The organism is Streptomyces sp. NPDC001093, from assembly GCF_040298985.1.
Taxonomy (GTDB): Bacteria; Actinomycetota; Actinomycetes; order Streptomycetales; family Streptomycetaceae; genus Streptomyces.
This window is the reverse complement of the sequence record NZ_JBEPBF010000022.1, coordinates 1-14,170: the sequence shown is the minus strand read 5'-3', so window position 1 is coordinate 14,170 and position 14,170 is coordinate 1. Positions and strand designations below refer to the sequence as shown.

Below are 14,170 nucleotides of genomic sequence, written 5' to 3'. Positions count from 1 at the left end.
GTTCCGTGATCGGAATATCGCGCGGGCCTGGAACGAGGCAAGGGGCCGGAGGCCACCTTCACCGGATGTACGGACCCTGGACAGCCTGCGGGGGGCGCGCGCCGGCAGCATGCACGCCCCCTTCGTCATCCCCTTCCGGTGAGAGCCTGTTCGAACCAGACCGTCTTGCGGTGCCCGCTGGCGCTGGCGCCCCACTCCCGGGCCAGCCGGCTGACCACGCGCAGGCCGCGGCCCGACGCGTCGTAGGGCTCGGCGGCGAGCATCTCGGGCAGCCCGGGTTCGTCGTCGGTGACCTCGAACAGCAGGGCGTCGGTACGGACCACGCGCAGCCCGACCGGCTCGCTCACCGCGTGCCGTACGGCGTTGGTGACGACCTCGCTGACCAGCAGCTCGGCGGTCTCCACGGCCTGCGGCAGACCCCACGCGAGGAGCCGTTCGCGGACCAGGCGGCGGGCCCGGGCGACCTCGCGCGGGTCGGCGTCGAGCCGCCATTCGGCGACGTGGTCGTCGGGGATGCCGTTGAGGCGGGCCATGAGCAGGGCGACGTCGTCCTTGCGGCCGCCGCGCGTGTTCAGGGCGCGGATGATGGTGTCGCAGGCGTCGTCCATGGAGGCGGCGGGGTGGGCGGCGGACTCGCAGAGCGCGGCGAGGCCCTCGCCGATGTCGGAGCCGCGCACCTCGACCAGGCCGTCGGTGCACAGCACCAGCCGGTCGCCGGGCGAGACCTTGACCCGGGTCGCCTCGAAGGGTACGCCGCCGACGCCGATGGGGGCGCCGGTGGGCAGATCGAGGAGTTCGCTGCCGCCGTCCTCCGCGCGGACCAGCACGGGCGGGATGTGTCCGGCGTTGGCCAGGTGCAGTTCGCCGCGGATCGGGTCGTAGACCGCGTACAGACAGGTGGCGAGGTAGTTGTCGCCGAGCCGACGGGCCAGGTCGTCGAGGTTGCGCAGGAGCTGGGCGGGCGGGGTCTCCATGGTGGCCATGGTCTGCACGGCGGTGCGCAACTGGCCCATCATCGCCGCCGAGTTGAGGCCGTGGCCCATCACGTCGCCGACCACGAGGGCGGTGCGCGAGCCGGGCAGTTTGATGGTGTCGAACCAGTCGCCGCCGATCCGCCCGAGCCGGGTGCCCGGCAGATACCGGGTGGCGACGTCACAGCCGGCCATCCGCGGGTTGACCTGCGGGAGCATGCTGTCCTGCAGGGTGTCGGCGACGTTCTCCTGGTAGGTGTACATGCGGGCGTTGTCGAGCACGAGGCCCGCGCGGGCGGCGAGTTCGGCGCCGGTGGTGCGGTCCATGTCGTCGAAGCCCGGCCGGTCGGGGCGGCGCATCAGCACCATGAAGCCGAGGACGACGTTGCGCGCCTTGAGCGGGACGATCAGCAGGGAGCGGCCGCCGATGAGCGGCCTGAGGTCGCGCTTCTCGAACTCGCCGGAGATGCGCTCGGACAGCTCCTCGGTGACCCGCGGGATGAGCACCGGTTCGCCGGTGACCATGCACTTGTAGAACGGCGTGTGTTCGGGGAAGGCGAAGGACTCGCCGACCGGCACGGTGTCGTCCCAGCGGCCCGGTTCGTCGTTGTGCTCGACCCACACGCGGAACATCACGGTGTGCGCGTCCGGCGGCCCGTCCGGGAAGCCCTCGCCCGCGAGGACGGCCGCGCGCAGATGGGTGCCGGCGAAGTCCGCGAAGCGGGGTACGGCGGCGCTGGTGACCTCGCGGATGGTCTCGCCGAGGTCGAGGGAGGAGCCGATGCGGGAGCTGACCTCGTTCAGGAACTCCAGCCGCTCGCGCACGGCGGCGTACTCCAGTTCCTGCTCGGCACCGGCCGGGACGACGACCGACGTCACCCGCTGCTGGGGTACGACGACCTCGGTGCGGGTGCGTCCCGCGCGGCGGGGCACGCCCCAGTACGGGGTGACCGGCACCCGGTCGGACTGGCTGAACTCCAGGACCGGATAGCCCAGTTCCAGCACCTGGGAGACGATACGGCCGCTCAGTCCCGGGCCCATGTTGGGCAGGATCTCGGGCAGCCGGCGTTCGAGTTCCTCGGAGGCGGGCAGTTCGGTGTGGCGGGCGAAGCCGGGCGAGATGCGTTCGGCGGTCTCGTCGTCGTAGCCGCGCTCGTCGCGCAGCCGGGTGGCGTCGGCGGCGAGCACCAGCAGCCGGGCCGGACCGGGGCCGACCAGCGGATAGGCCCACCAGAGCACGTCGAGCCGCTCGCCGTCGGGGGCCGGCTCGTGCGGGAAGAGCCGGGCGCGGCCGGCGGTGGCGTAGGCGGTGTGCCCGCCGAGGGAGGCCTCCAGGTCGGGGCCGAGCCCGTCGTACTCCTGGCAGGCGTCCGGTGTCATCTCGCCGCGCAGGTCCTCGGGAAGGGCGCCGGAGACGGGCAGCAGGTCGGCCGCGGCACGCCCGACGGCTTCTTCCCGGCCGACGCCGAACAGACGGCGCGCGCCACTGCTCCAGTGGGACACCAGGCCGGCGCGGTCGACGACGACCACGGCCAGTGGAATCCGGCCCGCCGCGTCGCCGACGCCGCGGCCGGGAGGTGTGTCCCGTTCGCTGCCACGGTCCATGGCCCAGGCCCTCTCTCCCCACGGCTGTACGCAAACGATCTGTGCCGCCCGCCACTACGGTACGGCGACGGCCGGTCGCGATGTGTGGCAATCCTGGAATTGGTTTCACCGGATCGCACCGCCGCGCAGCTCGGCGCCCCGCGGGCGCCGCCGCCCCCGCGCTCGCGTCAGTCCTCGTGCCCCAGCTGCAGGTCCCGTTCGGTACGGCCGCCGCCCGCGACCTGCAGCACGGTGGCGACCGGCGGGTAGCCGGCGGCGATGACGGTGTACTCGCCGGAGGAGAGGTCGACGAACCGGAACGTTCCGTCCGCTCCGGTCGTGAGGGTGTCGACGACGTTCCCGGCGGCGTCGAGGAGCGTCACGCGCGCGTCCTCCACGGGCCGTCCGCCGCTCGCCCGGACCGTGCCCCGCAGCACGGCGCCGCCCGCGAGTTCGACGTCCTGGCGGGTCTCCCGGGAGGCCTGCACGGTGACCGGGAGCGCGGCCGGGCGGAAGGCGGGGGCGCTGGCGGCGAGGGTGTACTCGCCGGCGACCAGTTCGGTGATGACGTAGCCGCCCTCGCGGCCGCTGCGGGTGGTGGCGACGACCTCGCCGTGCACGTTGGTGAGGGTGACGGTGGCGTCGCGCACGGGGGTGCCGTCGGCCGTGAGCACGCTGCCGGCGAGGCGTCCGGCGCCGCCGAGGACGACGTCGAGCTCGACGGGCCGTTCGCCGACGGTGACGGAGACGGCCTGCGGCTGGTGGCCGCCGGCGGCGGCGATCAGCACGTACGAGCCCGAGCCCGGCGTGCTGAGCGCGTACCGTCCGTCCTCGCCGCTCGCGCCGCGCCCGATCTGCTGCCCGGCGACGTCGATCAGGGTGAGCGCCGCGCGGGGCACCACGGTGCCGTCGGGGTGCTGGACGGTGCCGCAGACGGGGATTCCGGCGGCGTAGGGCGAACGGGCCTGCGGAATCGGCGTGTTCATGGTTTCTGGCTCGGTTTCGGCGGTGTGGTGGGACACCAGGGGTTTCTCCTTGAGGAAGAAGGCGATGAGCAGGCCGAGGACGAGCACCGGGACGAGGTAGAGGAAGATCCGGGGCATCGCCTCGGCGTAGGCGCGGATGTAGGCGTCGCGCAGCGCCGGGGGCAGCGCGTGGACGAGCTGCGGGGTGATGGACTCGGGGTCGGGCAGCCGTGTCCCGGTGCGCGGCGGCAGTTGCCTGCGCAGGGCGTCGGTGAGCCGGTTCGCGAAGAGGGTGCCGAAGACCGCGGCGCCGACGCTGCCGCCGATCTGCCGGAAGTAGTTGTTGGCGCTGGTGGCGGTGCCGAGGTCGGCGGGCCGTACGGAGTTCTGCACGGCGAGCACGAGGACGGGCATCACCATGCCGATGCCGGCGCCGAGCACGGCCATCCAGATGCTGTAGTGCAGCCGGGGCGTGTCGGCTTCGAGGCGGGACAGGAGCCACATGCCGACCGCGGAGACGGCGCTGCCGAGCACGGGGAAGATCTTGTAGCGGCCGGTGCGGCTGATGAGCTGACCGCCGATGATGGAGGCGCCCACGATCCCGGCCATCATGGGCAGCATCAGCAGCCCGGACCCGGTGGCGCTGGCCCCGTCGACCATCTGCAGGAAGGTCGGCAGGTAGCTGGCGGCGCCGAACAGGGCGACACCGATCACGAGGCCCACCAGACCGCTGACGTCGAAGACGGAGTCGCGGAACAGCCGGAGCGGGATGAGGGGTTCGGCGGCGAAGCGCTCGACGACGAGGAAGAGGACGGCGGCGGCGAGCGCGCCGGCGCCGAGGCCGATGATCTGCCGTGAGCCCCAGGCGTACTCGGTGCCGCCCCAGCTGGTCAGCAGCACCAGGCAGGTGGAGGCGGCGGCGAGCAGCAGCGCGCCGACGACGTCGAAGCGCCCGCGGCCGGCGGGTTTGGGCAGCTTCAGCACGACCGTGACGACGGCGAGGGTCACCAGGCCGAAGGGAACGTTGACGTAGAAGCACCAGCGCCAGGACAGGTGGTCGGTGAAGTAGCCGCCGAGCAGCGGCCCGGCGACGGACGCGAGGCCGAAGGCGGCGCCGATCAGGCCCATGTAGCGGCCGCGCTGCCGGGGCGGCACGATGTCGGCGATGATCGCCTGCACGCCGATCATGAGCCCGCCGGCGCCGACTCCCTGGACCGCTCGGAAGGCGATCAGCTGGTCCATGGACTGGGCCCGGCCGGCGAACGCGGAGCCGAGGACGAAGACGGCGATGGCGAACTGGAAGACACCCTTGCGGCCCACGAGGTCGCCGAGCTTGCCGTACAGCGGCAGGCCGATGGTGGAGGTGAGCAGATAGGCGGTGATCGCCCAGGACATCCGGTCCAGGCCGTGCAGTTCACCGACGATCTTCGGCAGCGCGGTCGCGACGATCATCTGGTCGAGCGCCGCGAGGAGCAGGGCGAGCATCAGCCCGAAGAACACCAACCGCACGCGGCGCGCGCCGAGTTCGGCGCTCTCGGCCGGTGGGACCTCGGGCGCCCCGGGGGGCGCCGTGAGCGGCTCGTCCCGCACCAGAGTCGTCCCGCCCACGTACCGCTCCCCTCGTCGCACCTGTCACATTTCCCGCATTGAGCGTCAACTGTGAACAACTGCGGTGGGTTACGGCATCATTCCGGAAGAGAGGGGGATCCACTCGAACCGGTGAAGGGGGCGGCCGGGAGGCAACCCGCCTTCACCGTGCGGGGTTTGGGTCTACTTCTCGACCTCGGCGGCGAGCCTGGCGAGCACGGCGTCGTAGATCCGGCCGAGGCCCTTGGGCGCGAAGGTCTTCTCGAAGAAGCCGCCGATGCCGCCGGCGCCCTTCCAGGTGGTGGTGACGACGACCCGGGACTTCCCCTCACCGGCCGGGGTGACGCGCCAGGTGGTCACCATGGAGGAGTTGCGGTCCTTCTCGACGAGCTCGCCGTCGGTGGGCTCGCTGACCTCCAGGAGGCAGTCGCGCACCCGCTTGCTGGTGGCCTGGAGCTTCCAGTGCACGAGGGTGCCCTCGCCGTCGCCGCCCTCGCGGACCTCGTACTCGCTGAAGTGCTCGGGCAGCAGCTTCTGCCGCGTGCCGCGGTAGTCGGCGAGGGCGTCGAACACCTTCTCCGCGTCCGCCGCGACGACCCGCTCCGTAGTGGCCTCGACCTGCGCCATTGCGTTCCTCCAGGACCGTGTTTCTCGGGGTTGGGGAAAGCCAACCACCCCGGTGCCCGGCCGCCAAATCCGGGGTCGCCGTCAAGGATCCTCACCAGGGCTCGCACGATCATGGGAACAGATGTTCTATTGTGTGCCGCAGTGCTACCGAGGAGGCGTCATGCGCTGGGAGAACCTCACGGGCGAGAGCGAACACGGCCGGGCCGCGGAGGCGGCGCTGTTCGGCGCGGACGCCGTCATCACCCGCACGTTCGACACGCCCGAGTTCCGCGGGATCACCTTCCACGAGGTCCGGGCGCGCTCGGTGCTCAACCGGGTGCCGGGCGCCTCGCGCATGCCGTTCGAGTGGACCGTGAACCCCTACCGGGGCTGCACGCACGCGTGCGTCTACTGCTTCGCCAGGAAGACGCACGGTTATCTGGACCTCGACACCGGCATAGGCTTCGACACCCAGATCGTCGTCAAGGTGAACGCGCCCGAGGTGCTGCGCCGCCAGCTCGCCTCCCGCCGCTGGCAGGGCGATCACGTGGCGATGGGCACGAACGTCGACTGCTACCAGCGCGCCGAGGGCCGCTACCGCCTGATGCCGGGCATCATCTCGGCCCTGACCGAGCACGCCAACCCGTTCTCGATCCTCACCAAGGGCACCCTGATCCTGCGCGACCTGGACCTGCTGGTCCGGGCGGCCGAGGTGACGGACATCGGCATCTCGGTCTCCGTCGGCTTCCTCGACACCGAGCTGTGGCGCACGGTGGAGCCGGGCACGCCCGCGCCGGAGCGCCGCCTGGACGTCGTGCGCACGCTGGGCGAGCACGGCATCGGCTGCGGGGTGCTGATGGCGCCGGTCATCCCGTTCCTGAGCGACCATCCGGACCGGCTGCGGGCCACGGTACGGGCGATCGCGGCGGCCGGGGCCACCTCCGTCACCCCCCTGGTGCTGCATCTGCGGCCCGGCGCGCGGGAGTGGTTCATGGCCTGGCTCGGGCAGCACCATCCGCACCTGGTGCGGCGCTACGAGCGGCTGTACGCGGAGGGTGCGTACGCACCCAAGTGGTACCAGCGCCGGATCACCCGTCAGGTGCACGAGCTGGCCGAGGAGTTCGGCATCGGCCCCTCCCGCCCGGGCCTGGCCCGCCGGATCCGCCCGGCGCAGCCCGCCGAGCCCCCGGCCCTGACCGAACCGACCCAGCTCACCCTCCTGTGAGGGCATGGCCCACCCCGGTGCGAGGGCGTCTCCCCCAACTCGGGGCGTTCGAGGGCTTCGGGCGACCCAAACGGGTCAACTATGCCTATAACGCGTTCTTCAGGGCGCCGATTCCGGGACGATGCGGCGGAAGATGTGGCCCTCGCGGTCCGCCGACACCTCCGTCCCGGGAGGACGCATGAGAACACGCGCAGCCGTGCTGTGCGCAGCCGCCGCCCTGCTGGCGGGCTCGCTCTCCGCCGCCCCCGCGGGGGCCGCCCCGTTGCCACACCTCAACTGGAAGAAGTGCCCCACCGGCGACTATCCGACGCTCCAGTGCGCCTCCCTGAAGGTGCCGTTGGACCACGCGCACCCGTCGGGCCGGCAGATCACGCTCGCCCTCTCCCGCGTCCCGCACACCGCGAAGACCTCCCAGGGACCGCTGCTGGTCAACCCCGGCGGCCCCGGCGGCAGCGGACTGACGCTCGCCGGGTTCGTCGCCTCGGCACTGCCCCGGAGCGTGGCCGCACAGTACGACGTCATCGGCTTCGACCCGCGCGGGGTGGGCCGGAGCAGCCCGGCCCTGGTCTGCGCCCCGGGCCACTTCAAGACGGTGCGCCCGGACACCGTGCCCGCCACGGCGGCGCTGGAGCGGACCGACCTCGCACGCGCCCGGTCCTTCGCCGCCGCCTGCGGGCGCACGTACGCCGACGTGCTGCCGTACATCGACACCGTCAGCGCCGTGCGCGACATGGACTCCGTCCGCCGGGCGCTCGGCGCGCCGCGGATCAGCTACTTCGGCTACTCCTACGGCACCTACCTCGGCGCGGTCTACGCGAAGCTGTACCCGCAGCGGGTCCGGCGCCTGGTGCTGGACTCGGTCGTCGACCCGGCCGGCGTCTGGTACGAGGACAACCTCGGCCAGGACTACGCCTTCAACGAGCGCCATCGCGCGCTGATGGCCTGGATCGCCCGGTACGACTCCACGTACCACCTCGGCAGCAATCCCGAGGACGTCGCGGCCGAGTGGTACGCGATGCGGGCGGCCCTGGCGAAGAAGCCGGCCGACGGCAAGGTGGGCGCCTCGGAGCTGGAGGACACCTTCATCCCCGGCGGCTACTACGACGGTTACTGGCCCTACCTGGCCGAGGCGTTCGCGGCGTACGTGCGCGACAAGAACACCGGGCCGCTGGTGGAGGCGTACGAGAACCTCGGTGCCGTGGGCGGCTCGGGGGACAACGGCTACAGCGTGTACACGGCGGTGCAGTGCCGTGACGCCAACTGGCCCGGCAGCTGGACCCGGTGGCGCGCGGACACCTGGCGGGTGTACGGCAAGGCGCCCTTCATGGCCTGGAACAACACCTGGTACAACGCGCCCTGCGCGTTCTGGCCGACCGCGCGGCGCAAGCCGGTGAACATCGCCAACGCCGCGCTGCCGCCGGTGCTTCTCTTCCAGGCGACGGACGACGCGGCCACGCCGTACGCCGGCGGTGTCACGGCGCACCGGCTGCTCGCCCGGTCCAGCCTGGTGGTCGAGGCGGGCGGCGGCAACCACGGCATCACGCTGAGCGGCAACGCCTGCCTGGACAGGTACCTGGCCGCGTATCTGACGGACGGCAGGGTGCCGCGCGGCAAGGGGGTCGCCGACGCCGTCTGCGCGAAGTCGCCCGACCCGAAACCCCTGGCGGCGAAGGCGGCGTCGACGTCGGCACGCGGTTCGGCGCTGCACGGCCTGCTGGGCTTCCGCCGCTAGGAAGGGGGTCCGCCGGCAGGAGGGCTCCGGGACCCGTCGGGGGTTGTCAGCGGCGTGCTCCATCATGGAGCCATGACCGAGCCGACCCGCATCCCCGCCCCCGACGGCGTGGCCCCCGCGACCCAGTACAGCCACGTCGTCTCGGCGACCGGCCGCTTCGTCGCCGTCTCCGGCCAGCTCGCCCTGGACGAGAACGGCAAGCTGGTCGGTGAGGGCGACCCCGCGGCCCAGGCCCGCCAGGTCTTCGAGAACCTCAGGCGCTGCCTCGCCGCGGCCGGCGCCGGCTTCGAACACGTGGTGAAGCTGACCTACTTCGTCACCGACACGGCCCACCTCCCGGCCATCCGCGCGGCCCGTGCCGCCCACATACCCGACGACCGCCTCCCGGCATCCTCCGCGGTCCAGGTGGCCGCGCTGGTGGCCCCGGAGTTCCTGATGGAGATCGAGGCGCTCGCGGTGGTGGCCGGGTGACCTCCGTGGACGTCCGGGAGATGGCCCTCGCCGACTGCGGCCGCGTCTCCGAGATCCGCATCCGTGGCTGGCAGCACGCCTATCGGGAGCTGATGCCGCAGTCGTACCTGGACGGGCTCAGCGTCGAGGCGGACGCCGAACGGCGGCGGGCCTGGTTCGCCCAGGGGGACGGCTCGGTGGTGAACCTGGTGGCCGAGCAGGAGGGAAAGGTTCTCGGCTGGGCGGCGTGCGGGCCGTACCGGGACGGTGAAGTACGCACCCGGGACGCCGAGTTGTACGCCGTCTACGTCGATCCCGCACACCTCGGCGCGGGCGTGGGCCGGGCCTTGCTGGCCGAGGCGGTCGAGCGGTGCTCGTCGTACCCGCGCATGTATCTGTGGGTCGTGCGCGGCAACGCCCCGGCCCGCCGCTTCTACGAGCGCGCCGGTTTCCGGCCGGACGGCGCCGAGGAGCCGTCCGAGGCGGGCGGTGTGTCCGTGCCCGAGGTGCGGTACGTCAGGGAGCTGCCCGGTCGGCGGGGCGTCACCTCGCCTCCCTCTGCCGCGGGATGAGGGCCAGCGCCCGTACCGCCGCCTGAGCGAGGGCCGGATGGGCCAGGGCCTCCTTCAGGACGCGGCGGGCGCGGGGGTCACCGAGGGCGCCGAGGCCCTCCACGCAGGCGAGGGCGACGCGGCGGTAGGGGTCGTGCGGCCGCAGCCGGCGTTCCAGGGTGGTGATCAGGGCGGGCACGGACTCCGGGGCCCGCAGGTCGGTCAGCAGCCGCACCGGGTGCAGGGCGTAGGCGACGCGGAGTTCGTTGGTGGCGAGGGCCGCCGCGGCGCGGGCCGTGCGGGGGTCGCCCAGGCGGGCGAGGGCATGGGCGGCGGAGGCGCAGCGCGGGGCGTCGCGGTGGTTGAGGAGGAGCACCAGGGACTCGAAGGCGCGCCGGTCGCCGGCGAGGCCGAGCCGGAACGCGGCCAGTTCCCTGGCCCACAGCGGCTGCCCGGGCGCGGTGAGCACCTCCGCGAGTTCGTCGTGGTCCTCGGTCGCCAGCAACCGGTCGAACGCCGCCGAGCCGTGCGACTCCTGCCGTAAGCGCTCCGTGAGCGATCGCAACTCTTCGTCCACGAAGTCCAGCGTAGGCGGGTGGCGGGGCCGGAGGGAGCTACATCACAAAGTCCGCCCGGACTCAGCTCTGGCGCGCTCGTTACTCGCGGGTTAAGCTCAGACGAGCGAGTTACCCACTCGCACTTCCGCTGGCGACGGTTTGGTGACGCAGCCGTTGTGAGCGTTGTCGGTTCGGTACGACGTACCGCAGTACGACCCGGCTCCGGGACAGGGCCGGTCGGATTCCCTGCCGATGGCCGTCGGCGGGCGTGTGCAACGCCCGTGGCACCCGGCAGCACCGGGCGTGTGCGCTCGCAGCCCGGAAAACACCCGCAATTCTCTCCGCTCCGCGGTGCGCCCTCCCGGCGCACCCGGCGCGCTCCTCGTCGTCACCCTCATTTCTGGAGTCCCGCGATGGCCACTCCCCTTTCCGACTCAAGCCTGTCCCCCCTCAAGACGATCGCCGTCGTCGGCCTCGGCACCATGGGCACCGGCATCACCGAGGTCCTCGCCAAGGCGGGCCGCGAGGTGATCGGCATCGACATCAGCGAGGCCCAGGCCGCGAGGTGTGTCGCCGCCCTGGAGGCCCGCACCGCCCAGTGCGTGGAGCGCGGCCGGCTCACCGAGCAGGAGCGCGCCGACGCCCTGGCCCGGGTCCGCACCGCCACCGACCTGTCGGCGGCCGCCGAGGCCGACCTCGTCATCGAGGTGGCCCCGGAGTCGTACGAGACCAAGCACCAGATCTTCCGCGAGCTGGACGGTGTCGTCCGCCCGGAGACGATCCTCGCGACCGGCACCAACGCCCTGTCCGTCACCCGCCTCGCCGCCGACTCGGCCCGCCCCGAGCGCGTGCTCGGCCTGCACTTCTTCAACCCGGCGCCGGCCATGAAGCTGGTCGAGATCGTCTCCTCGGTGCTGACCGCGCCGGGCGCCGTCGCCGCCGTCACCGATCTCGCGATCGAGCTGGGCAAGGAGCCGGTCGCGGTCGGCGACCGCCCCGGTTTCGTCGCGGACGGCCTGCTCTTCGGCTACCTCAACCAGGCCGCCGCGATGTACGAGGCCAGCTACGCCTCCCGCGAGGACATCGACGCGGCGATGCGGCTCGGCTGCGGCCTGCCGATGGGCCCGCTCGCGCTGCTGGACCTGATCGGCATCGACACCGCGCGTACGGTCCTGGAGGCCATGTACGCCGAGTCCCGCGACCGGCTGCACGCTCCGGCCCCGATCCTGAAGCAGCTCAGCGAGGCGGGCCTGACCGGCCGCAAGTCCGGGCGCGGCTTCTACACGTACGAGGCGCCGGGCAGCGCCACGGTCGTGCCGGACGCGCTGACTCCGGCGGCGGACGGCGCGACGGCCCAGGGGCGCGAGGTCCGCTCCGTCGGCGTCGCCGGCTCCGGCACCATGGCCTCCGGCATCGCCGAGGTGTTCGCCAAGGCGGGCTACGACGTCGTGCTGGCCGCCCGCAGCGAGGAGAAGGCCCAAGCGGCCAAGGCCCGGATCGGCAAGTCGCTTTCGCGCTCTGTCGACAAGGGCCGGCTGACCGCCGAGGCCGCCGCCCAGATCCTGGACCGGATCGCCCCGGCCGGGTCCTACGACGCCTTCGCCGAGGTCGACCTGGCCGTCGAGGCGATCGCCGAGGACCTGGAGATCAAGCGGCAGCTGTTCGCCACGCTGGACAAGGTCTGCAAGCCCGGCGCGGTCCTCGCCACCACCACCTCCTCGCTGCCCGTCGTCGCCTGCGCCCGCGCCACCTCGCGCCCGCAGGACGTCATCGGCATGCACTTCTTCAACCCGGCCCCGGCGATGAAGCTGGTCGAGGTCGTGCGGACCGTGCTGACCGCCGACGACGTCCACGCGACGGTCCGCCAGGTCTGCGCCAAGATCAAGAAGCACGCGGTGGACTGCGGCGACCGTGCCGGCTTCATCGTCAACGCGCTGCTGTTCCCGTACCTGAACAACGCGATCAAGATGGTCGAGGAGCACTACGCGTCCCTGGACGACATCGACGCGGCGATGAAGCTCGGCGGCGGCTACCCGATGGGCCCCTTCGAGCTGCTGGACGTGGTCGGCCTGGACGTCTCGCTGGCCATCGAGAAGGTCCTGCACCGCGAGTTCCGCGACCCCGGCCTCGCCCCGGCCCCGCTGCTGGAGCACCTGGTGGCCGCGGGCTGCCTCGGCCGCAAGACCGGCCGCGGCTTCCGCGAGTATGCCCGCCGCTGACGGCGGCGGGGACTGGTCCCACGCGGAGACGGACTGGGGCGGACTGCTCGGCCCGGTGGACGTTCCCCCGCCCTCCTGGGGCGGGGGAGGCTCCCCGGCGGAGGCGGGCCGCCGGGGCGGGGAAAACCCCTCACCCGCGCACCGAACTGGGCACATGCAGTACGTTCGGGTCATGTCCCAGCCCGCCAAGTCCTCACGTACACCAGCTACGCCCGACGCGCCGGAAAGTGCCGCAGGCAGTCGCGCCGCCGCCCAGCGGCTCAAGATGCGCCGAGAACTGGCGGCCGCAGCGATGGAGCTGTTCGCGACCAAGGGGTACGAGGCGACCACCGTCGACGAGATCGCGGCCGCCGCCGGAGTCGCCCGCCGCACCTTCTTCCGCCACTTCCGCTCCAAGGAAGAGGCGATCTTCCCGGACCACGACGACACCCTGATCCGCGCCGAGGCGGTCCTGAACGCCGCCCCCGCGCACGAGCACCCGCTCGACACGGTGTGCCGCGGCATCAAGGAAGTCATGAGGATGTACGCCGCCGCCCCGGAGATCTCGGTCGCCCGCTACAAGCTCACCCGCGAGGTGCCGACCCTCAGGGAGGCCGAGATCGCCTCGGTGGCCCGGTACGAGCGCCTGTTCACCCGCTATCTCCTGGGCCACTTCGACGAGCACGCGCACGCCGACGACGCCAACGACGACCCGCTGCTGGCCGAGGTGGCCGCCTCCGCCGTCGTCACCGCCCACAACCACGTCCTCAGGCGCTGGCTGCGGGCGGGCGGCCAGGGCGACGTGGAGGCGCAGCTCGACCACGCCTTCGCGATCGTCCGGAAGACGTTCGGCACCGGCATCGGCGCCGGACGCGGCTCGGCCCCCACGCCGGCCGCCACCGCCCCGGCGACGGCCTCCGCGCACGGCGAGGTGCTCGTCACGGTCGCCCGCACCGACGCCCCGCTGGACGAGGTCATGCGAACCATCGAGGAGGCGCTGAAAGAGCGCTGAGCGAGGCTCGGAAGGAGCGCCGAGCCTCGCTCCCCCACTGTGACGACGGCCACCCGACCGGGTGGCCGTTTTGCCATGTCAGGGCCCGTTTTCCAGCAGATTTCAAGCGCCGTTCGATCGATCATCGCTCATTTGTTACGTAAAGATTTCACCTGAGCTCAAGTTCTGGCACTCAGTGCCTTGTCACCTGACACGCGGTGTCATACGTTGAAGGGGTCCGGGCGGCCGGCGAGCAGAGACCGTTCGCTCGCCGGCTGTCCCCAAGGGCCATGGCCCCCACGCCCGGACGCCTGCGTCACAGGCACCCTCCCGCGCCACAAAGCGCTGCCGAAGCACCACCGGGCCGAACCGACGGCACCTCCCCCAAAACCCTCAGCAGCACTCCCAAGCAGCAGCACCGACGAACCCTCAGCGCCCCTCCCTCAGGGCGCTCACCGCCGGAGGCAACACCGTGACCGTGAAGGACATCCTGGACGCGATCCAGTCGAAGGACGCCACGTCCGCCGACTTCGCCGCCCTGCCGCTCCCCGACTCGTACCGCGCGATCACCGTGCACAAGGACGAGACGGAGATGTTCGCGGGCCTTCAGACCCGCGACAAGGACCCGCGCAAGTCGATCCACCTCGACGACGTCCCCGTGCCGGAACTCGGCCCGGGCGAGGCCCTGGTGGCCGTCATGGCCTCCTCGGTCAACTACAACTCGGTGTGGACCTCGATCTTCGAGCCCCTGCC

10 protein-coding genes and 1 pseudogene are annotated in these 14,170 nt (G+C 72.3%); 7 read left to right on the top strand and 4 right to left on the bottom strand.

Annotated features, from left to right (window positions below):
• Positions 1 to 125 precede the first annotated feature (125 nt).
• The 3 genes from ABT288_RS13915 to ABT288_RS13905 all read right to left on the bottom strand — a co-directional run bounded on the left by ABT288_RS13915 (position 126) and on the right by ABT288_RS13905 (position 5,734).
• Positions 126 to 2,576 carry an ATP-binding SpoIIE family protein phosphatase gene (locus tag ABT288_RS13915; RefSeq protein ID WP_351606466.1) on the bottom strand — a complete coding sequence of 817 codons (2,451 nt, stop codon included), beginning with the start codon at positions 2,574 to 2,576 and terminating at the stop codon, positions 126 to 128.
• Positions 2,577 to 2,743: 167 nt separating this feature from the next.
• Entirely contained in the window at positions 2,744 to 5,128 is a 2,385-nt protein-coding gene (locus tag ABT288_RS13910; RefSeq protein ID WP_351606463.1) for an MFS transporter, read from the bottom strand.
• Between the two features lie 162 nt (positions 5,129 to 5,290).
• Positions 5,291 to 5,734 carry an SRPBCC family protein gene (locus ABT288_RS13905; protein WP_153545860.1) on the bottom strand — a complete coding sequence of 148 codons (444 nt, stop codon included), beginning with the start codon at positions 5,732 to 5,734 and terminating at the stop codon, positions 5,291 to 5,293.
• Positions 5,735 to 5,894: 160 nt separating this feature from the next.
• Here ABT288_RS13905 and ABT288_RS13900 point away from each other — a divergent pair, with 160 nt between their 5' ends.
• The 4 genes from ABT288_RS13900 to ABT288_RS13885 all read left to right on the top strand — a co-directional run bounded on the left by ABT288_RS13900 (position 5,895) and on the right by ABT288_RS13885 (position 9,692).
• Positions 5,895 to 6,938, top strand: a complete 1,044-nt coding sequence (locus tag ABT288_RS13900; RefSeq protein WP_351606460.1) for an Rv2578c family radical SAM protein — start codon at positions 5,895 to 5,897, stop codon at positions 6,936 to 6,938.
• A gap of 178 nt (positions 6,939 to 7,116) precedes the next feature.
• Positions 7,117 to 8,670, top strand: coding sequence for an alpha/beta hydrolase (locus ABT288_RS13895; RefSeq protein ID WP_351606457.1), 1,554 nt, complete (start codon positions 7,117 to 7,119; stop codon positions 8,668 to 8,670).
• Between the two features lie 72 nt (positions 8,671 to 8,742).
• Positions 8,743 to 9,141: a RidA family protein gene (locus ABT288_RS13890; protein ID WP_351606455.1), complete on the top strand. Its 399-nt coding sequence runs from the start codon at positions 8,743 to 8,745 to the stop codon at positions 9,139 to 9,141.
• Positions 9,142 to 9,161: 20 nt separating this feature from the next.
• A complete protein-coding gene (locus ABT288_RS13885; protein ID WP_450858911.1) occupies positions 9,162 to 9,692 on the top strand; it encodes a GNAT family N-acetyltransferase in 531 nt (176 codons plus the stop codon).
• Here ABT288_RS13885 and ABT288_RS13880 read toward each other — a convergent pair.
• A complete protein-coding gene (locus ABT288_RS13880) occupies positions 9,664 to 10,248 on the bottom strand; it encodes an adenylosuccinate lyase (RefSeq protein WP_351606450.1) in 585 nt (194 codons plus the stop codon). The two genes, ABT288_RS13885 and ABT288_RS13880, sit on opposite strands and share 29 nt — an antisense overlap.
• A 393-nt stretch (positions 10,249 to 10,641) precedes the next feature.
• Here ABT288_RS13880 and ABT288_RS13875 point away from each other — a divergent pair, with 393 nt between their 5' ends.
• The 3 genes and pseudogenes from ABT288_RS13875 to ABT288_RS13865 form a co-directional block, all read left to right on the top strand.
• On the top strand, positions 10,642 to 12,447 hold the full coding sequence (locus ABT288_RS13875; RefSeq protein WP_351606447.1) for a 3-hydroxyacyl-CoA dehydrogenase family protein: 1,806 nt from the start codon (positions 10,642 to 10,644) through the stop codon (positions 12,445 to 12,447).
• Between the two features lie 172 nt (positions 12,448 to 12,619).
• Positions 12,620 to 13,438 carry a TetR family transcriptional regulator gene (locus ABT288_RS13870; protein WP_351606446.1) on the top strand — a complete coding sequence of 273 codons (819 nt, stop codon included), beginning with the start codon at positions 12,620 to 12,622 and terminating at the stop codon, positions 13,436 to 13,438.
• 457 nt (positions 13,439 to 13,895) lie between these two features.
• A pseudogene (locus ABT288_RS13865) lies at positions 13,896 to 14,170 on the top strand (crotonyl-CoA carboxylase/reductase); the annotation flags it as partial.